The following is a 23,908-nucleotide window of genomic DNA, read 5'->3' on the forward strand; positions in this document are numbered from 1 at the left end:
AAAGAAGGCGGCTGTTTCCCTTACCATGTGACGATTTTATCCACCAGCGCCCGCTGTTCGCTGGCAGTCCTACGAAGGTAGATGCGGGTCGTTTCAATACTCTCATGGCCCATCAAATCCGCCAAGAGAGCAATGTCATTGTACTTCTCCAGAAAATTCTTGGCGTACCGGTGCCGAAAGGAGTGCGGATACACAACCTTTTTATCCAGTCCATATTTGTCTGCATAGTTTTTGAGCTGTTGTGATATTCCGCGGGTGGTGATGCGCTCACCATAGCGATTCAAAAACAAATAGCCGGAGGAACGGTGTGTTTCCTCCAGCCATTCAAGAGTTTCCGTCCTCAACTTTTTGGGTACGTATAACCTGCGCAGTTTTCCTCCCTTGGTGTACAGATCAAAGTAGCCGAGCTCCACATGCTCGATTTTGATTTGGATGAGTTCGCTGACGCGAGCGCCGGTGGCAGCCAGATACCAAACCACGAAGTACCACTCCATGTTACAGTCCTTCTTGAGCTGCTTTTTCAGAAAGTTGTAATCGGCATTGCTGATCACATTCTCCAGAAAGTTCTTCTGCTGTACCTTCACAGCTTTGAGCCGCAGACGATCCTTGTGCAAGAATTCCAGATACTTGTTCATTGCCTGGATACGCAAGTTGACGGTCTTGGGCTTGAAGAATTCCATCAGATACCCTTTGTAGGCCAGCAGGTTTTCCTTGTTGACCTCATCGTAGTGGGCATGATAAAAATCGACCGTCCAGAGATAGGAATGGATGGTGTTTTCCGAAAGATTGCTCTTTCTTAGGTGTTGCTCAAATGTTTCGTTTGTCCTCATAAAAGGTGCCTCCCAATAATGTTTTTGCGAAATTATCGCGCCAATATTATAGGGGAAATATGTGACTATCTCTTATTATGAGAAGATGGCTGATGGAAAGCTGCATTGTCTTGATGATCAGCTGCCTTTTGAGCTTCCTGATGGTTGGGAGTGGTGCAATCTTTCTATGATCGGCACAACAAACATTGGGCTCACATATCGTCCGACTGATATAGAGCCAGGTGGCATCATGGTTTTGCGTTCGTGCAACATTGTTAACGACCAAGTTGACTTGAGCGGCTTGGTTCGTGTTAAAACCACTGTCAGAGAAAATCAATTTGCACAGAAGAATGATATTTTGATTTGTGCCCGAAATGGGAGCAGGTCGCTTGTAGGTAAATGTGCGCTAATTCCAGATTTGAGAGAACCCGCATCCTTTGGCGCATTCATGGCGATATATAGGACAGAGTATTTTGAGTTTATCGTGCATTACCTTCGTTCAAGTTTCTTTAGAAGTGTATTCGATGACAGCAATTCCACTGCTATCAATCAACTTACGCAGGATATGCTAAAGCGGGCTATTGTCCCACTTCCTCCGTTATCTGAACAACGCAGAATTGTTGAAGCAATTGGTGCAATGCTTTTTGAACTCAATCAAATAGAAAAGAGCCTCAGTTGAGGCTCTTTTCCACATTCTCGACCAGAGTGAACACCGTTTTCAGTTTGGCGCAAATGGTTTGCTGTTCTCCTATCGGCGGTACCGGGTAGAGCCAATTTTCTATGTTGTCCTTGCTTATAGACGGAGAATTATCTCCCTTCATATACTGATTCAGACCATTGACTACATAACCCGATATCATCAGGAAAAACATAAATTCGGGCAGCAACACACCGTTGGAGTTGCAGACATAGAAACCGGTCGATGCGATACAGTTGCTATGTTTCTCCTCAACAAATGCAATATTTTCAAGATATGGTCTGACCAACGAAAACAAAACACTTCCATCTTTTACAGCACGGCTCGCCCGACTTGGAGCATCAGACACTGGAAGGTGCTTTGCGTCCTTGATGCAATGGAGTCGATTGTCGATGGCGTCAATGTCGATATAGTCGAAAAAATCGCCCTGGGGCTTTGTGCTTCCCAGACCTTCAAAGCAAGAATAACCTCTGCACCAGGCCCAACTCTCAGGCAATTCAAAGGGTATCTCGTCATCGATATTCACAACCTTGCCCCCCATCTTCTCATAATAAGAGTTATCCTCACCACGGAAGATGACGGATTCCTTCTTATCCCGCTTGATCTTGCCCTGCTTGATGAGTTCTTCTTTCTCTGCACGGATGCGTTCAAGCAGGACAGAAGCAGGCTCGTCATCCGGGTCTTGCGGCACAAGCTGGCCGCGAATGGCGAGATCAAGGATTTTGGATTTGGCCTTTATTACATAATCAGCCAATGCCGCTTTATCATCTTCTATAGTGGAAACGACAGACTCAGCGCTGCCAGTAGAAGACATTATTCTATCGATTTGCTGGATAGGGGGAATCGGGAGTAATACCTTTTGGAATTCATCGAAATTTACATTTTCGACGGTTGTACCTGACTTGGTATATTTGAGCAATAACTGTGTCTCCATCCCCTTTAGACATACATAGATATATTCTGCGAGCTGCGGCATATACAGTATAATAGCCTTAAGGTCCTGATTAATGGTTGCGCATTCTTTAAGAATGGCTACTGGCAATGTGTGTCGTAGAATTCCGCTACGAGTGACCAATAGCAATGTGTCTGGCTGGTACATCTGCATTTGCTCTGCGCCCAAGGTGCTTAAGCGCAGCTGCGAGGAAGTTATATATTTACTTTTCATATCTTTGGATGTTACCCAAAGAATATCCCCATCCCAATATTCCGAACGAGAAGTTGAAGGTGTTTTTCCTCCGGAAAATGAAGCAAGGTTAGATAAACGTTCCCATGCCCAACCATCTGGCAACTCAAACGGTATCTCATCCTCAATGCATTTTACGCTGTCGTCAGCGAACTTCTCATAATGCAAATTATCGCCATATGACAAGGGGGAGTAAAGCACTTGCGGTGCTTCACTCCCTCTTTCGCAGTCATTGATTTTCCTGCGCCCCATTCAGGCTGGCCCAGTGCTGGCGCAGCAGCCTTTCTGCTTCTCTGCGAAGGGAACTTTGGAACATGACAGCCACAACCAATGCGCTAAGCACTGCAGCCACAGGCTCCAGCCAGGGATATGCGGTCCAAAGCTGTTCTCCCCAGCAAACAAGCGGAACACCAACAAGCAGCATAAACAGCAAAATAATGATGGCAACGTCGGGCCTGCCGTAGCCTTCATGTCTTTTGATTTTGGCCCGTATCTGTCGAAGCGCACGGGCGCGGATCTCCCGGATATTTCTGGACGAGCACTGCTTGTCCTGTGCGACGGACTCGGCGGACTCGCCGTTGATGACGGTGCGGAACAAAATCTCCCGCTGCAACTCGGTCAGCTCATGCAGTCCCTCGTCAATTTCTTTGCGCACATACATGAGCGGGTCTTCATCAGATCCCTCTGGCAGATACTTCGCCCGGTCAAACCAGCGCATATCATCGTAGATCGCGTTGCGCACTTCCTCCGGCAAGAACGCTTCCGGATTGTAAGATCGGGGCTGTTTGATATCCACATCTTCCAGAGTATCTGGCGCAACGCGCTTGTGAAAGTTGGCCTCGCTGTAGTAGAGCATGTGCTCCAGCTCCTTCCACTCCTCTGGATGCTCCTTCACCCACTGGTCTGCGGCAGCGGCAGCTTCCGGGTCCATGGAGCGTATCCAGCGCCAATCCGCCTGAAGCTCTTTATAAGACTGGGTATCCTTGAAGGACATGAACTCACCACTCTTTCTGTATTCACAAAAAATTTACATTTCTCGACCGTCCGATTTTGCGATTTTTCTCTAAGTAATAGTAGAAGGACAATTTCACCCGGGTGGAGTTTCCTTCGGTTCGGTACGGCACGGCCTCCGCGCTGACGAACCCACATGGCCTTAGACAGAGCACCCCATGAGAGCATGTGCGCTCTCAGCCATACGGCGATTCGCTCGGAAGGCTATTCCATCTCTGACCGTGCTCCCGGGAGCACGGTCTTTTGCTATGTGCCGTTTCCAACGGCACGGCTATATAAATCATTCTAACACGGAGGAGGCGAAAAAGATAGCTCACAGATGAAAGTAAAAGACTCAGCTGCAAAGCGGCGGAGGGGTGCACACCAGTCCGACCGCAAAACAAAAACCGCCGTGACTGCGGCAACAGTCCGGCGGCTCGGCGCACACACAGGCACGCGCAAATCAACTAACCAAAGTATAGCAAACGGGCAGCGGAAAAGCAATGAAAACTTTCCGCACGCTCCCTGTGTGAGTGCCGCAGAAGTCTACAACAACACAGGAGGTATGAATTGAGTTACAACAAATGGCCCAAGCGCAGTGCAGAGAAAAACTATTTTATGGTGCCCAACGAGATATTCAGCATCGGTCTGGATTACCGGGAGATATCTCTCTACATCTATCTGCTCCGGTGCGAGAATCGTAAGACTTACCAGTGCTACCCCAGTTACAAAACCATCGGCCATGCGATCGGCATGAGTGAAAATACGGTGGCAAAGTACGTGCGGCAGCTGGAGGAGAAAGGCCTCATCTACACGGAGCCGACCATCATGCAGAGCAAAGACGGAAAACCGCTGAACGGAAATCTGCTCTACACCATTCGTCCTATCCCGGGTGTACTCGAAGCGTTCTATGAGCGGCAGTTCCGGCAGGCAGAGGAGGCTGCCGCCCGCTATCGTGCGGCGCAGCTCCTCGAAAAGTTCAATGCTCAAAGCCGACAGAACGCCTTGTGTGTGCCTTCCCAGGAGGAGGCGAGTCCCAGTCCCTGCCAGAGGATTGAACCCGGATGTGAGCCGTTTTCGGCAGACTTTTGCAGGACGAAAGAAAAAGCAGGATAAAGGCATGGCGTCGCAAGCGCCGCCGCAGCCGCCACTTCTGCCCGCAGTGCGGGCAGTTTCGGGCGCTTGAAACTGGCGTCTTTGAGAGGCAAAATAAGCACCGATGGCGTCAGCTTCCCCGAAAAGCCCCGTGTTGCAGGGCTTTTCAAGGATGTCTTACAGCAAAAAGGAGGAATTGAATGAGTAAAGAAACCAGAGATCGTATTGCATTCCGGATGCAGCCGGAAACCAGAAGAAAGATCGAGCAGTGGTACGCTGCCGACAACTGCCAGAGCAAAAATGAGTTCATCGAGAAAGCCGTGAACTTCTATGTGGATTATCTGGGAATACAGGACAACACAACGCTGCTGCCCATGGCGATCATGTCTGCTATCGACGGCAGGCTGAGCAGATTGGAGGACTATATCGCCCGCAGAGATTTTACCAGATGCGTGGAGCAGGACATGACCAACGGTATCATCGCGGAAGCGTTCGAGATGGACCGGGATGACTTGAAGCGCAGGCGCGCGCAGAGTGTCCGGAATGTTAGAACGACCAACGGTACTATCTCTCTGGAGAAATACGCATGCTCCCGTCAGGAGCCGGACTGGGATGATGACGAATGGCAAGACTGATCCTCAAGAGTCCTTATATCAAAAGCACCGGCGGGGCCTCCGGATACCTTCGCTACATCGCGACCCGGGAGCGGGTGGAGCTTATCCCGGATGACCGTCCGCCCACCCGAAAGCAGGAGCAGCTCATCGCCAAACTGGTCAAGGACTTCCCGGACAGCAAGACGCTCTACGAGTACGAGGACTACCTGACGAAACCCACCAAGGTCAGCGCCTCTGCGTTCATCACGCTGGCTCTCGAGTCCAACTGGGATGCCATCCACGGGTCAGACCAGTACATGAAGTACATCGCCACCCGTCCGCGCGCCGAGCGCATTGGTACTCACGGCCTGTTCGGTGATAGTGATTCCGTTTCACTGGAGAAGGCCATGGAGGAACTGGAGCGCTACACCGGAAATGTGTGGACGCACATCATCTCCCTCAAGCGTGAGGATGCGGCCCGCCTGGGTTACGACAACGCCGCGGCGTGGCGAAATCTCATTCGAGCGCACCGCAACGACATCGCGGCGGCAATGAAGATCCCACTCGGCGACTTCCGATGGTACGCTGCTTTCCACGACGAGGGCGAGCATCCGCACATCCACATGATGGCATGGTCCGCAAAAGCGGGACAGGCCTATCTGTCCAAGGAGGGCATCCGTCAGATCAAGTCCAAGCTCACCAACGATATTTTCCGCAACGAGATGCGCCATCTCTACGAACAGAAGTCTGAGTCCAGAGACGAGCTGGTACGGGAATCCCGCCGGGCGATGCTGGAACTGGTACACGCTATGCAGGACGGCGTGTGCGACCACCCAAACGCCGAGCAGCTCATGCTGGAGCTGGCGGCGCAGCTCGGAGCGGTCAAGGGCAAAAAGTCCTACGGCTATCTTCCCAAGCGGTTAAAGAATCTGGTGGATAGGATCGTGGACGAGATGGAGCGACTCCCTGTCGTGAGCAAGTGCTATGATCATTGGCTGATGCTCCAAGGCAAGGTGGACAGCTACTATCACGACAAGCCCCAGGAGCGCATCCTGCTCTCACAGAAAAAGGAGTTCCGGCAGATCAAAAACGCGGTCATTCAGGAGGCAGAGCGCCTGCACATGGGTGAGATCACCTTCGAGGAGAAGGGCCTCAATCAGCAGGACGAGCTGGAGGAATACCGCAACGCCTCCTACGACTACTGGGCGCTGCGGGACATCATCCGGGACGAGAGCCTGACCATGGAGGAGCGGAGCGACGCCGTCTCTGAAATGGACAAGCTGGCAGAGAGCGGCGACAGGTATGCCCAGTACCTGATGGGAAAGCTCTGGCGGGACGGTCCTCTGCTGATACCCAACGCGGCGAATGCCCGGTACTGGTTCGAACAGGCGGCGGAGCAGGGACATCTGGTGGCGCAGTACTCCCTGGCCAAGCTATACCTCTCCGATGATGTGGAGGTACGGGATATCCGTCTGGGAATGAATTGGCTGTACACCGCCGCGGTCAACGGAAGCAGCTGCGCCATGTACCGTCTGGCCAAGGAATGTCTCAAAGGCAAGCATATCAAAAAGAATACCGCCAGCGCGTTGGAGTGGTTCACCAGGTCGGCAGAGAGAGGAAACCCCTACGCTCAGTACATGCTGGGCAAGCTGTACCTTACCGGAACGGAAGCTCCCTATGACGAGGAACGAGCCGTCCGCTGGCTGACCCGATCCGCTGAACAGGACAACCAGTATGCACAGTATCTTCTGAACCACTTGGAGGAAAACCGTCCGCCCTCTGCAATGCTGGCGGTGACCCGGCTGCTCCACCACATGAGCCGGGTGTTCCGGGACAACTCCGTCCCCAAGTCCCGCCCCGGCGGAATCCAGATCGACCGCAAGCGGCTGAAGAAGCTGCAGGAGAAGCGCATTGCCCTGGGCCACAAACCGGACGACCATGAGGAGCAGTGGCCTGATATGACCATGTAAGCGGCTCAAAAACTGAGCCGCAAAACAAAGAATAAAACCCTTCCACGCGGAAGGTAGAAAGGAACTGAATGAGAAAATCCAAATACAATTCGTTTGATGAACTCCCACTGATGCTGACCGTGGAGGATGTGTCCCATGTGCTGGGCATCGGTCTGGCCCACGCCTATGAGGTGGCCCACCGCAGGGATTTTCCCGCCATTACCCTGGGCAGCCGCATCATCGTTCCCCGTGACAAATTCATGGAATGGATCGACGAACAGGCCGCGAAAAAATCTGAAATATTTTAGTAGCTATTCCAAAAACTCTGTGGTATGTGTTTGTGTTAAAAAGGAGGGATCATAAATGGCAAAGAAACGAGCCAACGGTGAGGGCAGCATCCGCAAAAAGCCCAGCGGCCGCTGGGAGGGCAGATATACCCAGGGCAGCGACCCGGTCACTGGCAAGGCCATCCAGAAAAGTGTGTCCGCCAAGACCCAGGCGGAGTGCAAAGAAAAGCTGGCGAAAGCCATTCGGGAAAACCGGGGCGTACCGCTCAATCACACGGGCGACTACACCGCAGCGGAGTGGTGCCGCCTGTGGTTTGAAACTTACAGCAAGCCCAACATCCGCTACAACACCGCCAAGGGCTATGAGGGGATTATTGAACACCACATCATCCCGGCCATCGGCGCGATCAAGCTTAAGCAGCTCTCGTCCATCCACATCCAGAGAATGTATAACGACCTGAAAGAAAACGGCAGGATGCCCCGTGGGGCGAAACAGAACGACAAGCCCCTGTCCAACACCTTCGTGCGGCGTGTCCATGCGGTGCTGCAGGCGGCGCTGAAGCAGGCGGTGAAAGAGCGGCTCATCCCGTACAACCCCTGCGAGAACTGCCGCATCCCGCCCAAGGACAAGAAAGAGATGACTATCCTCCCGCCGGAGAAGATCGGTAGATACCTCCAGGAAGCGGAAAAATACGGTGTCCTGCCCATGTTCTATCTGGAGCTGTCCAGCGGTCTGCGCCGGGGTGAACTGCTGGCACTCCAGTGGGAGGACTTGAATGTGAAGGAGCGCATCTTGACGGTAAACAAGCAGGTCACCCGCATGGAAGGCGAGCTGGATGTGACGGAGCCGAAAACAAAGAACTCTGTCCGCAAGGTGGCGCTGTCGCAGCAGGCGGTAGACCTGCTGGTGCAGGAACACGAGCAGCACCCGGACAATCCCATCTTGTTCCCGTCGCCCCGGACAGGCGGCTACTGGAGTCCGGACGCCGTGTCAAGGATCAACCGAAAGCTGCTGAAAAACGCAGGCATCGAGGAGCACGTGCGCTTCCACGACCTCAGACACACATTTGCGACTATGGCAATCTCCAGCGGCGTGGATGTAAAGACCCTGTCCAGCATGCTGGGCCATTACAGCGCCGGGTTCACTCTGGACACCTATACGCATATCACCAACGATATGCAGCGAGGCGCGGCGGAGAAGATCGGCGGCTTCATGGAGTCGGTCACGGCAGCCAACACCCCGGAACCTCCCGACCCGCCGGAGCAGAGCCGGTGCAAGGTGATACCGTTCGAGAAGGTGGGATAAAGTAAACGATGCCCAAGGGACAAATCATAGTCCCTTGGGCATCCATTTCTCGATGAGTAATAGAGGATAAAACAGAAAGCTCTCTATAAAATAGGGAGCTTTCTGGGACTACTTTCTGATTAACTTCACTTTTTCAGCTGTTGCTCAAAAGTTCGTCCTCTTATTGAGTATATAGAATTCAATAATTATTATACCATGTCGTGCGCTAAAGTCAACTGTATTTCATCTTAGGGCTTTTGCATATAAATCATCAATATCCTTCTGAATGTCATAAGTGGCAATAACGTCTGCTTCCTTGATGATGCCTTTTGAAATTAAGTCTGCTTTTTTACTTATAGGCGCAAATCCCACACAGGGTTTCGTTCCGTATTTGTAATTGTAGAAAAAGATGTTTCCATCATCGTAGAATCCTTTGATAATGGTAGCTAACTCATAACTCATGACTTTGGAATATCTAATTTCATTAGTTAATACATATTTGAGTTCATAATGTGCGTATTTACCTGTGACGCCGAAGTTTGAAATCTGTGCATTTATATAACTTTCAAGTTTATTCCAATAAGCATTTGCGATGTCATCAATGATTTTGTGTGTGACCTCAACGTCGCAGATTTCTTCTAACTCGATATGACTATCAGCGAATTCACAGATTGAGGGATTGTATGTTGAACCTGTAGTAATAACGGCAACATTTCGCTTGTTTGCTCTAATTGTGTTGAGCAAAGGGGTCATGTCTTTGTCATTGGACATGATGAAGAACTCATCAATATTATTATTGGAATACATGGATGACAAAACATCAATGGTAATCTTCAAATCAGCATAGTTTTTTCCCTGATTCGAAGTATGAACAGTCTCAACACCATAACTCTGCAATACAGACTGATGGAAAGATTCATGTAAATCCATATTATCAAAATTACAGTACACGACTATTCTAACAACTCTTCGTTGATGTTCGGAGCACCATTTTCTTAATTTTTCAAAAAAAGCAAGACGCAGAACATTAGTTTTCTCTTCCAAAAGAGCTTTATATACATTTTCATAATCAATGAAAACCGCAACATTTGTTGGAACTCCGATTTGCTTATCTTCCATCATGTATCCCTTCTTTAATAAACTGGATGTGTGTTTGAAAAAGGTGAACACCGTTATGTATTGCCACCAGAAGACCACTTCTGTGGCACCAAGTCCCACCGTGAAATTATTATAGAGGATAATGATGGAATATTCAAGATTTCGTCGTATTTGGGGTGAAAATACTGGAGCTATGCCAGTTAGGGATTGGTTAGGGATTTAGCGGTTTTTGCCACTCTACCATACAAGGCTACAACCGCCATTTTACCTCTCTGACCACAGTTGGAATGTGGTCAAGTGAATCTCAAGAATCAAACTTTTAACGCAGAAAAACCGCCTAAAAGGCGGTTTTTCAAAGAAAGGTGGTCGGAGTGCAGGGACTCGAACCCTGGGCCTCCTGCTCCCAAACTTTTGAATAAAAATTTTTCTACTTTTTCCAGTGCTTTATAGCCGTTTTTGCTTTATTATGGCAGCTCTTCGCAACTCTTGACTCCACTGTTTCCACATACTCCACGGCTGTCTGTAGTCAAACATGTGGTCAAAAACCGCTTTCTGAACACCCTCGTGACAGGGGACAGAAAGCGGTTTCTTATAGTCTGCCGGAGTGCTGTGGGCAGGTAATCCGGCACTCCGGTTTGCTGCATTGTACCTCTGATGAGGAGGTTGTGCAAGTCCTTTATGCAAGGATAGGCGGCGCAAAATTTGCATCGCTATAGACAAAGAATAGAAACTTTCCCTTAATACGAACTGCGTTTTAAGGGAAAGCGCACCAGAAGTAAGGGAAAGTGTCTGCGCTCTGCGAGTAAAACGCTGTTGACTTTCATCATAATTTTATCATGAATATTTTTCGATTGGTACTCAAAGCGAGTTGACTTTCTTCATCGCGATATAGAAATCCCTGGAGAGTTCTGATACGGCAATATCAGACAGACCGAGTGTGATACTTCGTTCTGTACGGAGTATGAGAAACAGCCGGACCTGATCTGCAGGAATAAAGAGAAGCTTCGTGTCACCATGACGGACGAACAAGAGAAATTGTTTGAGACAGGATCGTGCTGGAGATCATGGACGAATACTTGAACGCGTAGCGCAGCACCCATCGGTCAAGCTTTGGCCGCCGAGCGTGTTTTATACCAAAGTGCGTACCTGGCATTGTAAAAACGCTATATCGGTGATATAATAAGTTCAATCATCTGGTAAAGGAGAGTTGCAGATGCCGTTTAGTTCCGAAATTAAGAATTTTAGATTATCTTGTCTGATGAATCAAACAGAATTCGGCAACGCTCTCGGTGTTTCTTTTACGACCGTGAATCGTTGGGAAAACGGAAAGGCCCGCCCCAATATCAAGGCGATGAAAGCTCTGAAGCAGTACTGTGAGGAGTGTGGTCTCCCCTATGAGCCGCTTGAAAAAAGCTGGCGTGAGAATAGAATTCAGGAGGGTGCGGTATGATCGACTTCTGTAATCTTGAAAAATATCGGGAGAACAACCGTATTGAGGCTAAGAAAGCCCTTGGCGGGCTACCCAGGAGCATTTGGGAAACCTATTCCGCCTTTGCCAATACCCACGGCGGTATTATCCTGCTGGGAGTGGAAGAATGGGCGGATAAATCCCTGCACACGGTAGATCTGCCCGACCCTGACAGACTCATTAAGGAGTTCTGGGATATCGTCAATAACCCCAATAAGACCAGCGTGAATGTGCTGTCCTCCAAGGACGTATTTGTCCAGGAGGTGGATGGCAACCACATTGTGGTCATCAATGTTCCCCGTGCAGAGCGCTCTTATAAGCCGGTTTATGTAGATGGTAACCCTCTCTGCACCTATCGCCGCAACGGAGAGGGTGACTACCGCTGCACCAAGGAAGAATATCAGGCCATGGTGCGCGATGCATCGGTAAAGACGCAGGATATGCTGGTTCTGAACGAGATGGACTTGACAGTGTTCAATCAGGAGAGTGTCCGCAGCTATCGCCAGAGGATGCGCCTCTCCCGCCCCGGTCATGTATGGGAGGCGCTGGAGGATGAAGATTTCCTTCTGAAGCTGGGCGCTGTGGGCATCGGCTCTGATGGGAAGAAGCATCCCACTTCTGCCGGACTTCTCATGTTCGGCAATGAATACGACATTGTGCGGGAATTCAATGCTTACTTTCTGGACTATCAGGAACAGTATGACGCTGATACCCGCTGGACTGACCGCATCATCTCCTCCTCCGGAGACTGGAGCGGCAATGTGTACGACTTCTATTTCCGCGTCTATAACAAGCTGATTCAGGACATTAAAGTACCGTTTAAAATGGATGGCGGCACCAGAGTGGATGATACCCCTGTGCATCAGGCTCTGCGTGAAGCACTGGCCAACTGTCTGGTGAATGCCGATTATTACGGCAGACAGGGGCTGGTCATCGTCAAAAAGCGTAATAGCATTACGATGTCCAACCCAGGCAGCTTCCGCATCGAAATTGATGCCGCAAAGAGCGGCGGTGTTTCTGATCCGCGGAACGGAACGATGCTGAAAATGTTCAACCTGATCGATATCGGTGAGCGTGCTGGTAGCGGCATTCCGAATATCTTCCGCGTCTGGCGCGAGCAAAATTGGACAACTCCGGAGATTACAGAGCAACTCGAGCCGGAGCGGACAACATTAACGCTCTTATTCTCCAAGAGTGACGATAAAAAAGCGGCGATAAAAAGTGACGATAAAAAAACGACGATAAAAACAGCACGGCAAAAGAATGAAATTATTACTTACCTGACAGATCATATTTCGGCCAGAAGTGCTGATATTGCAGAACTGCTGGGTGTTAAAAGTACAAGAGCCAAACAGCTGTTGAAGGGATTGCTGGATGAAGGTGTTGTTATTGCAGAGGGCGGCAATAAGAACCGTGTATACAAATTGAAAAGATAACACAACGCAGTTTCCGTAAAGCCAATTTGCGGGAAAGCAGAAATACCAAATTAAGAGAAGCGTGGTAAACGAACATGGCAATAAAGAAAAATGAGCTGTACAGTTCTCTTTGGGCGAGCTGTGATAAGCTGAGAGGCGGCATGGATGCCTCTCAGTATAAAGACTATATCCTGACCCTGCTGTTCGTGAAATATGTTACGGACAAGTTTCAGGGTGTAAAATATGCCGATATTACGGTTCCCGAAGGCGGCAGTTTCGACGATTTGGTTGCATTGAAGGGTAATAAAAATATCGGTGAAGAAATGGATAAGGTCATTGCCAAGCTGGCAGAAGCCGGGGAGAACAATCTCCGCGGCGTGATCGACAATGCCCATTTCAATGATGAAGCCAAGTTGGGCAGCGGCAAAGAAATGGTGGATAAGCTCACCGGCTTGATTGCCATTTTCCAGCGTGACGAATTCAATTTCAAAAAGAACAAAGCCAGCGGTGACGATATTCTTGGCGATGCCTATGAATATCTGATGCGGCATTTTGCCACGGAAAGCGGCAAGAGCAAGGGCCAGTTCTACACACCGGCCGAAGTTTCCCGTATTCTTGCCAAAGTGATTGGCATCGACAGCATCGAGGAGCGCGACGAGGGTTACTCCGTGTATGACCCTGCCTGCGGATCTGGTTCACTTCTGATTCGAGCAGCGGATGAAGCCCCCTTCGAGATTGCTATTTGGGGACAGGAAAAGGAAGTAACCACCGCAGGTCTCGCCAAGATGAACCTTGTCCTGCACAACAAGGCTGCCGGTGAGATCAGAGCAGGAAATACATTTTCTGCTCCCCGCTATTTTGAAGAAGGCTCCGATGATGAGGTGCTGAAGCGTTTCGACTTTGCGGTGGCCAATCCTCCGTTTTCTCTGAAAAACTGGACGGATGGTCTTAAGGATTATGGCCGCTTTGATGGCTATGGCGACAGACCGCCTGAAAAGAATGGCGACTTTGCGTGGCTGCTCCATATTTTGAAGTCCTTGAAAAGCACCGGCAAGGCTGCGGTCATTCTTCCACACGGTGTTCTGTTCCGTGGCAATGCGGAGGCGACTATCCGCAAAGCCATTATTGACAAGGGCTATATCAAGGGCATCATCGGCCTGCCCGCCAACCTGTTTTATGGCACCGGTATCCCTGCCTGCATTATCATCATCGATAAGGCTGATGCCGCCGAGCGCAAGGGTATCTTTATGATTGATGCCAGCCACGACTTCGTTAAGGACGGCAATAAGAACCGCCTGCGTGAGCGGGACATCTATAAAATCGTCACCACATTCAATCAGCAAATCACAGACGATCCCAAGTATGCCCGCTTTGTTCCCAATGATGAGATCAAGAAGAAAAACGAGTATAACCTGAATATCCCCCGTTACATTGACAGCTCTACGCCGGAAGATCTGCAGGACATTGACGCCCATCTGCATGGCGGTATTCCCGCGGCAGATGTAGATTCCATGGAGAAGTATTGGGCACTGTTTCCCGGTCTGAAAGACAAGCTGTTTTCTCAGCTGCGGGATGGCTATTATCGGCTGAACATTCCAAAAGAGGATATCCGCAGTGTGGTCTATAACGACCCTGCGTTTTCTGCCTACGCCGAGCGCATCGACAATGCCTTTGACGCATGGATGCAGATGGTAGATTCCGGCCTCCGGAGCATTGATGAAGATACGGAAGTCAAGCCCTATATCGTCGAGTTGTCGGAGCAGTTGATTGGCTGCTTTGATGGTCTGGAGCTGGTGGATAAGTACGATGTCTACGAGGTGCTGCTTTCCTACTGGCACGAAGTCATGGGCGACGATGTTTATCTTGTGTCGGTGGACGGCTATGGCACCGCCCGGACATGGGAAAACATCATGGGGGAATACACCTCCGGCAAGAAAAAGGGGCAGGAAAGGGTCATTGGCTGGGAGGGCGTTTTGCTGCCCAGGGCACTGATCGAGTCTGTATTCTTTGCCCCCGAACGCAAGAAAATCAATGAGGCGCAGGCCATTGCCGAAGAGACCCAGAGCAGACTGGACGAGTTTGTGGAGGAGCAGACTGCCGATGAGGGATACCTGAAGGATCACCTCAACGACAAGGATAAGGTGGATGCCAAGTCTGTCGCCGCCCGCTTGAAGGTGCTGAAAAAGGCTGATCCCAAGGGAGAGGAATATGCGGCATTGAAACAGTTTGTGGACTTGACGGATTCCCTTTCCAAGCAGAATAAGGCCGTCAGGGAAATGAACGCTGAATTGGAGGAAAAGGTTCGGGCAAAGTATGCTTTGTTGACCGATGAAGAGATTCTGGATCTGCTGGTGAACCGCAAATGGTATGCCGCCATCTTTGAAGGAATCAAGGCGCTGTATGTCACCACTTCTCACCAGATGACCAACCGCATAGTGGAATTGGTGGAGCGGTATGAGGATACCCTGCCGGAACTAACTGCTGCCGTTGCTGATTATGAGTCCAAGGTCAAGGCTCATCTGAAAAGGATGGGATTTGTATGGTAATGCAGGGATATAAGCAGACAGAAATAGGCATGGTGCCAGTAAAATGGTCGGTCTCTGATTTTGGCAGCAAGGTAAAAATATATCGAGGCGGTTCTCCACGTCCTATTCAGGACTATCTTACGCAAGCACAAGACGGTATCAACTGGATTAAAATCGGTGATGTGCGCGAAGGTGATAAATATATTACTTCCACAGAAGAGAAAATCATTCCCGCAGGCGTAGCGCAATCGAGAACGGTTCATGCAGGAGATTTCATTCTGTCAAACTCTATGAGTTTTGGAAGACCATATATTCTGAACATTGATGGCTGTATCCATGACGGCTGGCTCACAATTCAAAAATATGAGAAGACTTTTTCTAAAAACTTCCTTTATTACCTGCTCTCTTCTGATTCTGTGTATCAACAGTATATCAGCATGGCTGCGGGCAGTAGTGTAAAGAATCTTAATAAAGAAAAAGTATCTGCTCTTGTGGTTGCCTATCCAGATATTAAGGAACAAGAAAGAATCGCTGATGCACTTTCGAATATTGATTCTTTGATAGCTACGCTTGAAAAACAAATTGCCAAGAAAAAAGCCATTAAGCAGGGCACAATGCAGGAACTGCTGACAGGCAAACGCCGCCTGCCGGGGTTCTCTGGAGAGTGGGAAACAAGGACATTACACGAAATATCCAACGAAATGGTTGATGGTCCGTTTGGAAGCAATTTGAAAACAGAGCATTATACAACGGAGCGACAAGTCCGTATTATCCAGCTCAGTAACATTGGCGAAGCTGGTTGGAATAATGCGAATGTCAAATATACCACTTTTAGCCATGCTGCTGAATTACAGCGCTGTATTGTCCAACCCGGCTCTATTCTGATTGCCAAAATGATGCCCGCAGGAAGAGCAATTATCTGCCCAGATAATGAAAAAAGTTATATTTTAGGATCTGATGTTGTAAAAGTTGTCCCTAATAGCAGTGTTGATAGCAGATATCTTGTTTATGCAACAAAATCTCAATTTTACTTAGATCAAATTGCAGATGACACTCAAGGAAGCACTCGTGCCAGAACAAGTGTAAGCAAATTAAGAAAAACAGCCATTCTTTTTCCGGAAAAAGATGAGCAAATAGCTATTGCCGACATTCTGTCCGAAATGGATATGGAAATTGCTGCGCTTGAAGGAAAGATTGCCAAATACCGTCAGATCAAACAAGGTATGATGCAGCAGCTTCTGACGGGAAAAATTAGGCTGGTGTAAAGGAGGGACCGATTTGTGGCTAAAAGCACGATAATCAAAGAGTTGGCAAATAATCAGATTTCTATGGAAGTAGCTTTGCAGCGACTTATGATTATAGCTTCTGATTTGGAAAATGAAGAACTGTCAGCATGGGCCGAGGCAGAATTACACGGCTATTCCCAGAGCGATACATTGCCAGAGTATAGGAATATACGGTCTATTCATTTTCTTTACTCCGGAATAAACGGTAGCTTCAAAGTTACGAATTGTCCGTTTACCTTTACAAATATTTTGGAGGAAAAACTATCTAATATTTATAACGTTCCCATTATGGATAGCGTTTCCTCTTTGCAAGACTTTGTTGACAATCCGGATAAGAAATCTTATAGAAGAGATTTTTCAATGCTGAATGGGTATGTTCTGCAGAGAACTGGGATTCAATGCACCAGCATTTACCAAACAGTACCATTGAATTTCCTGCAGAAAATTTTGAGCCAGATCAAGACCATACTTATGCATGTATTTCTTAAGTTGGACAAAGAGTATGGTTGCTTGGATGACTTAGATGTGGATACAACCACAAAAACACCTGAAGAGGTCGAAAAAATCAATGAGGTTGTGAATAATTACATTTTCATCGACAATAGCATCAATGTGGGTGATAAAAACAAACTCAAGGGTTCTGAAATTTTTGGCGGGGGTAGGGGGCATGGCTGATATCTCATATAAGTATCGAGATAATGAACACAGCATCGATTCTTATGACAATGTGGTGTTTACATACGGCTGGATAAGAAACGCTTTGAGATTTGTTTTTGAATCTCAAACCGATATTACGCTAAATTGTGTTATCGCATTTGATTCGGACGATATGTCATATGAGTGCAAATCAATAGACGAATTCAAAAAATATGCTTTTGGAAAAGCAATCCGTGTAAAATACATGAATGTTTATGTTTCCGAAAATTGGATTCAAACGCTCATAAGCATTTATGTAAATCACTCCTCTAAATCAGAACAGCAGGAATTCATACTCTCCTCGGAAAATGAAATGTTGGTGATTAGTCTGCGAGATGCGCTTCTCGCCAAGAAAAAAGGCAATCCTCGCCCGCAGCCACTTACCGTCTTTCGATATGAGGATAACAGCGTCCACATTGGTGATGGTAATAAGATTTCAAGCAGCACAGTTGGATCAAAGAACATGATTGAGACTGAATGTGAAATATCCAATCCCGCACCTGAAAAAGAAAAATTAGGATCCAAAGTGTTTTGGCAAATTTTGATTCCGGTTGCTGTCGTTGTAATCGGAGCCCTTGTTTGCATTTGGCTTGGGATTGATACGCAATAAAGACTCCGACCGAAGAAAGTCAAACACAGGATGCTGTAACAGTTTATGGTGTGTATAATCGATTTGTGTAGAGGAGGCATTACAATGAGCGAAGAGAAAAGTTTGGTAGGGCAAGTTATTGACCAGTCGAGTGGTGTTCTTGAAAAAGCATACGACGATCTTGCGCATCCGAGTGCCAAATCTTTAGGGAATACCTTGAGCCTTGTTCCTCGTACTATTGGGGTATGGCTCGGGAAATGGGAAAAATGGGTCATTAACGGTGAGGAAAGCATTTGTTTAACCGCTCAGGCAGTACAAGAAAAAGCTAAAAACATTCCTGAAGAAAAGTTGACTGAACCAGAACCCTATGTTGCAATTCCCGCAGTACAGCAACTAAGTTATTGCTATGACAGCGAAGAACTTCGAGAACTGTATGCAAATCTGCTCGTTTCTTCTATGAACGTAGACACCAAACACTATGTATACCCATCCTTCGTGGATATAATCAAGCAGCTATCACCCATGGATGCCAAAGTGCTTGAGGCAATGAAACAAGAGCAATCTCCAATCCCTGTTGTTACAGTCAGGCTGAACTTCAAAGAAAGCAAATCGTATCACGAACTTCTTATTGATTACTCGATCGACCTTTTTCAATTGTTCGGTGATACCAGCATTTTGAGTGCCAGCCTTCAAAACCTTGATCGTCTTGGCATTATTAAAATCCGATATGATCAGGTTGTAAAGCCTGATGAGAGATACGATGTCTTTTATGAAGATGCCGAGTATAAAGGCCTCGTGGCCTCATTTCAAGGTAAGGAAAATACTGATATCACGCTCTCGAAAGGGTTAATTGAACTCACTGAATTTGGAAAAGCTTTTTGTAAGAGCTGTTGTGAGGATTAGGAGGTGTATCTATGCCCAACATTGGTGATAGCGAGCGCAAAACTCAAAATCGTGTGGTCAAATTCTTTAGGGTTAAGCTGCACTATACATATTTGGGGAACCTGCATGACAGTGAGAACCATAACATCATGCAGGAGCGGCTGCACGCCTGGCTATTGAAACAGGGCTATTCCGAAAAGCTTGCAGCCAATGCCGTCGATGCGTTGGTGAAGACCTCCACCAATCTGCAGCAGGGTTTGTACCATGCAAACAAAGAGGTCTACAGCCTACTGAAATATGGAGCCAAGGTCAAGGAGTCCGTGGAGCAGTCCCCTAAGACGGTGTATTTTATTGACTTTGAGGATGTCACTAAAAATGACTTCTATATTGCGGAAGAAGTCACTATTGTCAGCAACAACACCAAGCGTCCGGATATCGTTCTCTATGTGAATGGTATTGCGCTTGCGGTGATCGAACTGAAAAAGAGCAGCGTATCCGTGTCCAACGGCATCCGGCAGAATCTGACCAACCAGAAATCGAATTTCATCGAAGATTTCTTTACCACCATTCAGTTCTGTATGGCCGGGAACGACAGCGAGGGCTTGCGCTATGGTACGCTCCTTACCCCGGAGAAGCACTATCTGGAATGGAAAGACGACGGCTTTACCGAGCATCAGACGGAACGCGATATTGTGGATATCGAGGTTGAGGAATACTGCGAGGGGATTCCTGGCAAGCTGGAAAAACAGCTTTTTGCTCTGTTTTACAAAAAGCGTTTCCTTGATCTGATCCACAACTTTGTAATCTTCGATAAGGGCATCAAAAAGGTCTGCCGCTATAATCAGTACTATGCCATCAAGCGGGCGCAGCATCGTTTGACGGACAAGAAGAGCGGCGGCATCGTTTGGCATACCCAGGGCAGCGGCAAGAGTCTGACGATGGTGTGGTTCTCCAAGTGGATTTTGGAGAATAATTCCAATGCGCGTGTATTGGTTGTTACCGACCGCGAGGAATTGGATGAGCAAATCGAAAAGAATTATAAGGGTGTGGATGAAAATATAGTCCGTACCAAGAGCGGAAAGGATCTTCTTGAGCGTCTGAATGCTTTTGATGATCGCCTGCTGTGCTCTCTGGTACATAAATTCGGGAAACGTGGCAGCGACAGTTCGGAAACGGATTACGAAAAATACATTGAAGATCTGAAAAACGCCTTGCCCAAGGATTTTTCTGCAAAGGGCGATATCGTAGTTTTTGTGGATGAGTGTCACCGCACGCAGTCCGGCAAGCTCCACGAGGCTATGAAGGCGATCCTTCCCAATGCCATCTTTATCGGTTTTACGGGCACGCCGCTTTTGAAGAAAGACAAAAAGACCAGTCTGGAAACTTTTGGCGGATATATTCATACCTACAAGTTTAATGAAGGCGTCCGGGACGGTGTTGTGCTGGATCTGCGGTATGAGGCCAGAGATGTGCCGCAGGGCATGATCTCTCAGGATAGAATCGACGCATGGTTTGAGGCAAAAACCGTCGGTCTGGCCCCCAGAGCAAAAGCAAAACTCAAAGCTCATTGGGGTAACCTGCAAAAGATTTTCTCCTCTCGCTCCCGCTTGGAGCAAATCGCCAATGATATCATCTTTGATTTTGCCACCAAGGCACGACTGATGGACGGAAACGGAAATGCTATCCTTGTGGCCGGTTCTGTGTATTCAGCATGCCGATACTATGAAATTTTCCAAAGCAAGGGTTTCCGGAAATGTGCGATTATTTCTTCTTATGCGCCGCAAGCCGGTGATTTAAGAACGGATACTGTCAGCGACGAGGAAGAAACCGAAACATTTGAAAAATACAGCACTTATCTGAAAATGATCGGCGTTGACCCGTCGGAGGACAAGACGCAGATTGCCAAAAAAGTAGAAGCTTTTGAAGCGGAAGCAAAACGCAAGTTTGTGGACGAACCTGCAAACATGAAACTGCTGATCGTAGTTGACAAGCTGCTTACCGGTTTCGATGCTCCCAGCTGTACCTACCTCTACATCGATAAGGCGATGCATGACCACGGCCTGTTCCAGGCGATCTGCCGAGTCAATCGTCTGGATGGCGAGAGCAAAGACTTTGGCTATATTGTAGATTACAAGGAACTATTCGGAGACTTGGCGGATGCCATGAACAAGTATACCGCCGGTGCCTTTGAAAGCTATGATGTAGAGGATGTCGATGGGCTTTTGAAAGATAGAGCAACAGAAGCGAAAAAGTATTTCGTTGATACCCTGGAGGAATTGGATGAGCTTTGCGAGGGCGTCGAATTGCCCAGAAAAGAGCTCGACTATATCCACTATTTCTGCGGTGAAAGTGGTCGCGACGAAAATCAGGACGAAGCCTTTGCCCGCATTCGTGAGAAGTTGTACAAGCTCGTTGGACGCTTGATTCGCGCTTTTGCGGAGTTAAAGCCTCGTATGACGGATTTAGGGTATACCCTTTCCGAGCAAAGCGCATTGGACGACAGGGTTGCGTTCTATGTGAACATGCGTGACACGATTGGTAGGGCCAGCGGCGATTTTATTGATCTGAAAGCCTACGAACCGGGTATGCGGTATCTGATTGACAACTACATCTCAGCCAGCGAGTCGCAAAAGATCGGCAGCATGGATGACTTTACCCTGCTTGATTTCATCATCTCGCAGGAAAATAAGCTGAAGAGCGAGCAAAAAGGCGAGCAGGAGAGTGCGGCAGAAACCATTGAGAACAACATCCGCAAAAAGGTTGTTGAGCGAATGGTCATCAACCCTGCTTATTACGCAAAAATGTCTGAAATCCTGGAGCAGTTGATACTTGACCGCCGCCGCGGAGTGATTGCCTACGGGCAGCTGCTGGACACATACATGGAACTGGCGAAAAATGTTGCAAAGCCCGAGGAGAATACAAAGTACCCTGAGAGTATTCGTTCCAATGGCGCACTGCGGGCGCTCTATGATAATTGCGGAGAAGATGAGGCGACTGCCTTGAAGCTGCACAAAGCCATTGTCAAGGCGCGGCTCGATGGTTTCCGAAATAATCCGGTTAAGGCAAATAAAATCAAGCGAGCGCTCTATCAACTTTTGAATGACGATAGCGAAGTGGAGCGAATTTATCAAATTGTTGTGGAACAAGAGGAGTACTGATGCAAATAGTTGTTTTCAATATTCCTGTGGAAGTTATCAGAAAAAATATTAAAAATTTGCATCTCTCTGTGCTTCCACCGGACGGCAGGGTTCGTGTATCGGCACCCACGCAACTGACGGATGAAGCAATTACGATGTTCGTTCGGACAAAACTCGGCTGGATCAAAAAACAACAGGAGAAGTTTCAACAGCAGCCGCGTCAAAGCGAGCGGCAGTATGTGTCCGGGGAAACATTATATGTTTGGGGTAAGCAGTACTTTCTTCAAGTGGAATACAGCTACAAAGGCAATGCTCTCACACTTTCGGGTGACAAGGCTATCCTGACGGTTAGAAAAGAAAGCAGTTCAAAGCAGAGAGAAAGCTTCGTAAATGAATGGTACCGCAACCTCTTGAAACAGGAAGTGGCGAAATATCTTCCCAAGTGGGAGAAAACTACGGGGCTTTACTGTAGCAGTTGGCAAAGCAAATATATGACCACCAAATGGGGCACCTGCAACACAAACACACAAAAAATTTGGCTAAATCTTCAGTTGGCGAAGAAGCCGATAGAGAGTCTTGAATATGTAATCCTGCACGAACTGGCACATCTGAAAGTCAAAAGTCATGGTCCGGAGTTTGTCGCTATTTTAAACCAGTATATGCCGCAATGGCAGGAGCGAAAGAAGCTGTTGAACGAAAGTAAGTTGGATTATATGGATTCCGATTTTGAAGAATGACGGACAATGTCTGGTAAAATGGCAATTGAGTTTTTTGATGTGGGGAGTCATGCAAACAAAAGTCAGTAGCCGAAATGAAAAAAGTTTCGCAAAATTTACGAGACCGAAAAAGAGCATAACGAAATAGGCTGGTGAAAAGATACATCGCCAGCCAGGATGGAGTTATTGGCCTGATTAGTTTTACGGGATACCCAAGGTTACCATTGCCATAAGAGAAAAACTTTCAGCCCAAATACAGACAGAAGTAGAATGTACTTAAGGTGTTACTGTCCGCCTGTGAGTTTAAGCCAGGCCATGTGATTGGCAGTGCGGAGGCGTATACCTATCTGGGCATGGCGAACTATGTGAAGCATGAGGGTAGCAGGCCGATGAATATCACCTGGCAGCTGGACCGCCCGATCCCGGCGAAGTTCTTGAAGAAGACGAATAAGTTGGTTGTGGGATAAGGAGGAGCGTATGACTGAACTTGAAAAAATAGAACGGGCAAAAATGTATATGGACAAGCTGGCGAATGGCATCAATCCCATCGATGACACCATGGCTCCAGACGATGATCTTATCAACAATGTTCGGTTATCACGTTGCTTTTTCTTCGTATCTGACGTGTTGCGGCAGGTAATTGAAAATGGCGGGACAAAGTCGGCTGTGAATAAGAAACTTAAAAAGCTTCCTCTTGAAATCCCCATGGAGAAAAGAAGCCAGTTTGCCTATACTGAGGTGCCTATCCCGGCCAGCGAAATCGCCAAACGGATAAACGCCCTATCCGACAATGATGCTATGCAAAAACTTACCTATTCAGGAATCCTCACGTGGCTCACGGAAATTGGAATGATGGAATGGGCACTCGCACCAGACGGAAAGCACACGAAAAGGCCGACAAAAATTGGCGAAGAAAACGGCATTTCCGTGGAAGAACGAACGAGCAGCAACGGACCCTATCAGGTTGTCGTTTACAACAATACCGCGCAGCATTTTATCATAGACAATCTGGATGCAATTCTCACAGCAGAGAATATGCAGACACAGATGCAAGGCGTTCCATGGACGAAAGATCATGACGACTGCCTCATTGACCTATATAAGAAGTCCGTACCGGTGAGTGAGATCGCCATTACCCTAAAGCGCAGCGCATCGGCGGTACGAGGAAGACTGAAAAAGCTTGGATTTGACGCATAGTTTACTTTGCG

General features: G+C 48.0%; 20 protein-coding genes and 1 pseudogene. 17 read left to right on the top strand and 4 right to left on the bottom strand.

Translation table 11 applies throughout. From position 1 onward, the window contains the following. Positions 1-20: 20 nt before the first annotated feature. Positions 21-830 carry a tyrosine-type recombinase/integrase gene (locus tag H8Z83_RS13865; protein WP_187015579.1) on the bottom strand — a complete coding sequence of 270 codons (810 nt, stop codon included), beginning with the start codon at positions 828-830 and terminating at the stop codon, positions 21-23. A gap of 61 nt (positions 831-891) precedes the next feature. Here H8Z83_RS13865 and H8Z83_RS13870 point away from each other — a divergent pair, with 61 nt between their 5' ends. Beyond that, a complete protein-coding gene (locus H8Z83_RS13870) occupies positions 892-1,488 on the top strand; it encodes a restriction endonuclease subunit S (RefSeq protein WP_187015580.1) in 597 nt (198 codons plus the stop codon). On the opposite strand, the gene H8Z83_RS13875 is transcribed toward H8Z83_RS13870, so the two are convergent. Continuing rightward, positions 1,481-2,941 carry a restriction endonuclease subunit S gene (locus tag H8Z83_RS13875; protein ID WP_187015581.1) on the bottom strand — a complete coding sequence of 487 codons (1,461 nt, stop codon included), beginning with the start codon at positions 2,939-2,941 and terminating at the stop codon, positions 1,481-1,483. The genes H8Z83_RS13870 and H8Z83_RS13875 overlap by 8 nt on opposite strands. Further along, on the bottom strand, positions 2,919-3,683 hold the full coding sequence (locus tag H8Z83_RS13880; protein ID WP_187015582.1) for an RNA polymerase sigma factor: 765 nt from the start codon (positions 3,681-3,683) through the stop codon (positions 2,919-2,921). Before H8Z83_RS13880 ends, H8Z83_RS13875 begins: the two co-directional genes overlap by 23 nt. 566 nt (positions 3,684-4,249) lie before the next feature. On the opposite strand from H8Z83_RS13880, the gene H8Z83_RS13885 reads away from it, so the two are divergent. The 5 genes from H8Z83_RS13885 to H8Z83_RS13905 all read left to right on the top strand — a co-directional run bounded on the left by H8Z83_RS13885 (position 4,250) and on the right by H8Z83_RS13905 (position 8,909). Continuing rightward, complete coding sequence (locus H8Z83_RS13885; RefSeq protein ID WP_187015583.1) at positions 4,250-4,795, top strand: helix-turn-helix domain-containing protein; 546 nt, start codon at positions 4,250-4,252, stop codon at positions 4,793-4,795. 179 nt (positions 4,796-4,974) lie between these two features. After that, a complete protein-coding gene (locus H8Z83_RS13890) occupies positions 4,975-5,409 on the top strand; it encodes a hypothetical protein (protein WP_187015584.1) in 435 nt (144 codons plus the stop codon). Continuing rightward, positions 5,397-7,337 carry a MobP3 family relaxase gene (gene mobP3 / locus H8Z83_RS13895; RefSeq protein WP_187015585.1) on the top strand — a complete coding sequence of 647 codons (1,941 nt, stop codon included), beginning with the start codon at positions 5,397-5,399 and terminating at the stop codon, positions 7,335-7,337. The genes H8Z83_RS13890 and mobP3 overlap by 13 nt, the downstream gene beginning before the upstream one ends. A 68-nt stretch (positions 7,338-7,405) precedes the next feature. Beyond that, positions 7,406-7,624, top strand: a complete 219-nt coding sequence (locus tag H8Z83_RS13900; protein ID WP_187015586.1) for a helix-turn-helix domain-containing protein — start codon at positions 7,406-7,408, stop codon at positions 7,622-7,624. A 55-nt stretch (positions 7,625-7,679) separates the two neighbouring features. Next, the gene (locus H8Z83_RS13905; RefSeq protein WP_187015587.1) at positions 7,680-8,909 is read left to right on the top strand and encodes a tyrosine-type recombinase/integrase; all 1,230 of its coding nucleotides are present in this window, start codon (positions 7,680-7,682) and stop codon (positions 8,907-8,909) included. A gap of 222 nt (positions 8,910-9,131) precedes the next feature. On the opposite strand, the gene H8Z83_RS13910 is transcribed toward H8Z83_RS13905, so the two are convergent. After that, on the bottom strand, positions 9,132-10,010 hold the full coding sequence (locus H8Z83_RS13910) for an NYN domain-containing protein (protein ID WP_243185027.1): 879 nt from the start codon (positions 10,008-10,010) through the stop codon (positions 9,132-9,134). 1,189 nt (positions 10,011-11,199) lie between these two features. On the opposite strand from H8Z83_RS13910, the gene H8Z83_RS13915 reads away from it, so the two are divergent. The 11 genes and pseudogenes from H8Z83_RS13915 to H8Z83_RS13965 all read left to right on the top strand — a co-directional run bounded on the left by H8Z83_RS13915 (position 11,200) and on the right by H8Z83_RS13965 (position 23,897). Next, on the top strand, positions 11,200-11,436 hold the full coding sequence (locus H8Z83_RS13915) for a helix-turn-helix domain-containing protein (protein WP_187015588.1): 237 nt from the start codon (positions 11,200-11,202) through the stop codon (positions 11,434-11,436). Further along, a complete protein-coding gene (locus tag H8Z83_RS13920; protein ID WP_187015589.1) occupies positions 11,433-12,890 on the top strand; it encodes an RNA/DNA-binding domain-containing protein in 1,458 nt (485 codons plus the stop codon). Before H8Z83_RS13915 ends, H8Z83_RS13920 begins: the two co-directional genes overlap by 4 nt. A 74-nt stretch (positions 12,891-12,964) precedes the next feature. Further along, positions 12,965-15,415 carry a type I restriction-modification system subunit M gene (locus H8Z83_RS13925; RefSeq protein WP_187015590.1) on the top strand — a complete coding sequence of 817 codons (2,451 nt, stop codon included), beginning with the start codon at positions 12,965-12,967 and terminating at the stop codon, positions 15,413-15,415. Further along, positions 15,409-16,659, top strand: a complete 1,251-nt coding sequence (locus H8Z83_RS13930; RefSeq protein ID WP_187015591.1) for a restriction endonuclease subunit S — start codon at positions 15,409-15,411, stop codon at positions 16,657-16,659. The genes H8Z83_RS13925 and H8Z83_RS13930 overlap by 7 nt, the downstream gene beginning before the upstream one ends. 15 nt (positions 16,660-16,674) lie before the next feature. Beyond that, positions 16,675-17,355, top strand: coding sequence for an AbiTii domain-containing protein (locus H8Z83_RS13935; protein WP_187015592.1), 681 nt, complete (start codon positions 16,675-16,677; stop codon positions 17,353-17,355). Further along, complete coding sequence (locus H8Z83_RS13940; protein ID WP_187015593.1) at positions 17,348-17,986, top strand: hypothetical protein; 639 nt, start codon at positions 17,348-17,350, stop codon at positions 17,984-17,986. The genes H8Z83_RS13935 and H8Z83_RS13940 overlap by 8 nt, the downstream gene beginning before the upstream one ends. An 84-nt stretch (positions 17,987-18,070) precedes the next feature. Then, on the top strand, positions 18,071-18,868 hold the full coding sequence (locus tag H8Z83_RS13945) for a DUF4393 domain-containing protein (RefSeq protein WP_187015594.1): 798 nt from the start codon (positions 18,071-18,073) through the stop codon (positions 18,866-18,868). A gap of 11 nt (positions 18,869-18,879) precedes the next feature. Continuing rightward, complete coding sequence (locus tag H8Z83_RS13950; RefSeq protein ID WP_187015595.1) at positions 18,880-22,005, top strand: type I restriction endonuclease subunit R; 3,126 nt, start codon at positions 18,880-18,882, stop codon at positions 22,003-22,005. Beyond that, on the top strand, positions 22,005-22,721 hold the full coding sequence (locus H8Z83_RS13955; protein WP_187015596.1) for a M48 family metallopeptidase: 717 nt from the start codon (positions 22,005-22,007) through the stop codon (positions 22,719-22,721). Before H8Z83_RS13950 ends, H8Z83_RS13955 begins: the two co-directional genes overlap by 1 nt. Before the next feature lie 257 nt (positions 22,722-22,978). Next, a pseudogene (locus tag H8Z83_RS13960) lies at positions 22,979-23,167 on the top strand (hypothetical protein); the annotation flags it as partial. A gap of 10 nt (positions 23,168-23,177) precedes the next feature. Beyond that, positions 23,178-23,897: a hypothetical protein gene (locus tag H8Z83_RS13965; RefSeq protein ID WP_187015597.1), complete on the top strand. Its 720-nt coding sequence runs from the start codon at positions 23,178-23,180 to the stop codon at positions 23,895-23,897. Positions 23,898-23,908 lie beyond the last annotated feature (11 nt).

It is taken from the genome of Dysosmobacter segnis (genome assembly GCF_014297285.1).
GTDB lineage: Bacteria > Bacillota > Clostridia > Oscillospirales > Oscillospiraceae > Oscillibacter > Oscillibacter segnis.

Excerpts from the sequence above, each read along its gene's own strand:
- H8Z83_RS13865 (WP_187015579.1), bottom strand. The coding sequence starts at position 830 with ATGAGGACAAACGAAACATTTGAGCAACACCTAAGAAAGAGCAATCTT.
- H8Z83_RS13875 (WP_187015581.1), bottom strand. The coding sequence starts at position 2,941 with ATGGGGCGCAGGAAAATCAATGACTGCGAAAGAGGGAGTGAAGCACCG.
- H8Z83_RS13880 (WP_187015582.1), bottom strand. The coding sequence starts at position 3,683 with ATGTCCTTCAAGGATACCCAGTCTTATAAAGAGCTTCAGGCGGATTGG.
- H8Z83_RS13890 (WP_187015584.1), top strand. The coding sequence starts at position 4,975 with ATGAGTAAAGAAACCAGAGATCGTATTGCATTCCGGATGCAGCCGGAA.
- mobP3 (WP_187015585.1), top strand. The coding sequence starts at position 5,397 with ATGGCAAGACTGATCCTCAAGAGTCCTTATATCAAAAGCACCGGCGGG.
- H8Z83_RS13900 (WP_187015586.1), top strand. The coding sequence starts at position 7,406 with ATGAGAAAATCCAAATACAATTCGTTTGATGAACTCCCACTGATGCTG.
- H8Z83_RS13905 (WP_187015587.1), top strand. The coding sequence starts at position 7,680 with ATGGCAAAGAAACGAGCCAACGGTGAGGGCAGCATCCGCAAAAAGCCC.
- H8Z83_RS13910 (WP_243185027.1), bottom strand. The coding sequence starts at position 10,010 with ATGATGGAAGATAAGCAAATCGGAGTTCCAACAAATGTTGCGGTTTTC.
- H8Z83_RS13915 (WP_187015588.1), top strand. The coding sequence starts at position 11,200 with ATGCCGTTTAGTTCCGAAATTAAGAATTTTAGATTATCTTGTCTGATG.
- H8Z83_RS13920 (WP_187015589.1), top strand. The coding sequence starts at position 11,433 with ATGATCGACTTCTGTAATCTTGAAAAATATCGGGAGAACAACCGTATT.
- H8Z83_RS13925 (WP_187015590.1), top strand. The coding sequence starts at position 12,965 with ATGGCAATAAAGAAAAATGAGCTGTACAGTTCTCTTTGGGCGAGCTGT.
- H8Z83_RS13930 (WP_187015591.1), top strand. The coding sequence starts at position 15,409 with ATGGTAATGCAGGGATATAAGCAGACAGAAATAGGCATGGTGCCAGTA.
- H8Z83_RS13940 (WP_187015593.1), top strand. The coding sequence starts at position 17,348 with ATGGCTGATATCTCATATAAGTATCGAGATAATGAACACAGCATCGAT.
- H8Z83_RS13945 (WP_187015594.1), top strand. The coding sequence starts at position 18,071 with ATGAGCGAAGAGAAAAGTTTGGTAGGGCAAGTTATTGACCAGTCGAGT.
- H8Z83_RS13950 (WP_187015595.1), top strand. The coding sequence starts at position 18,880 with ATGCCCAACATTGGTGATAGCGAGCGCAAAACTCAAAATCGTGTGGTC.
- H8Z83_RS13955 (WP_187015596.1), top strand. The coding sequence starts at position 22,005 with ATGCAAATAGTTGTTTTCAATATTCCTGTGGAAGTTATCAGAAAAAAT.
- H8Z83_RS13965 (WP_187015597.1), top strand. The coding sequence starts at position 23,178 with ATGACTGAACTTGAAAAAATAGAACGGGCAAAAATGTATATGGACAAG.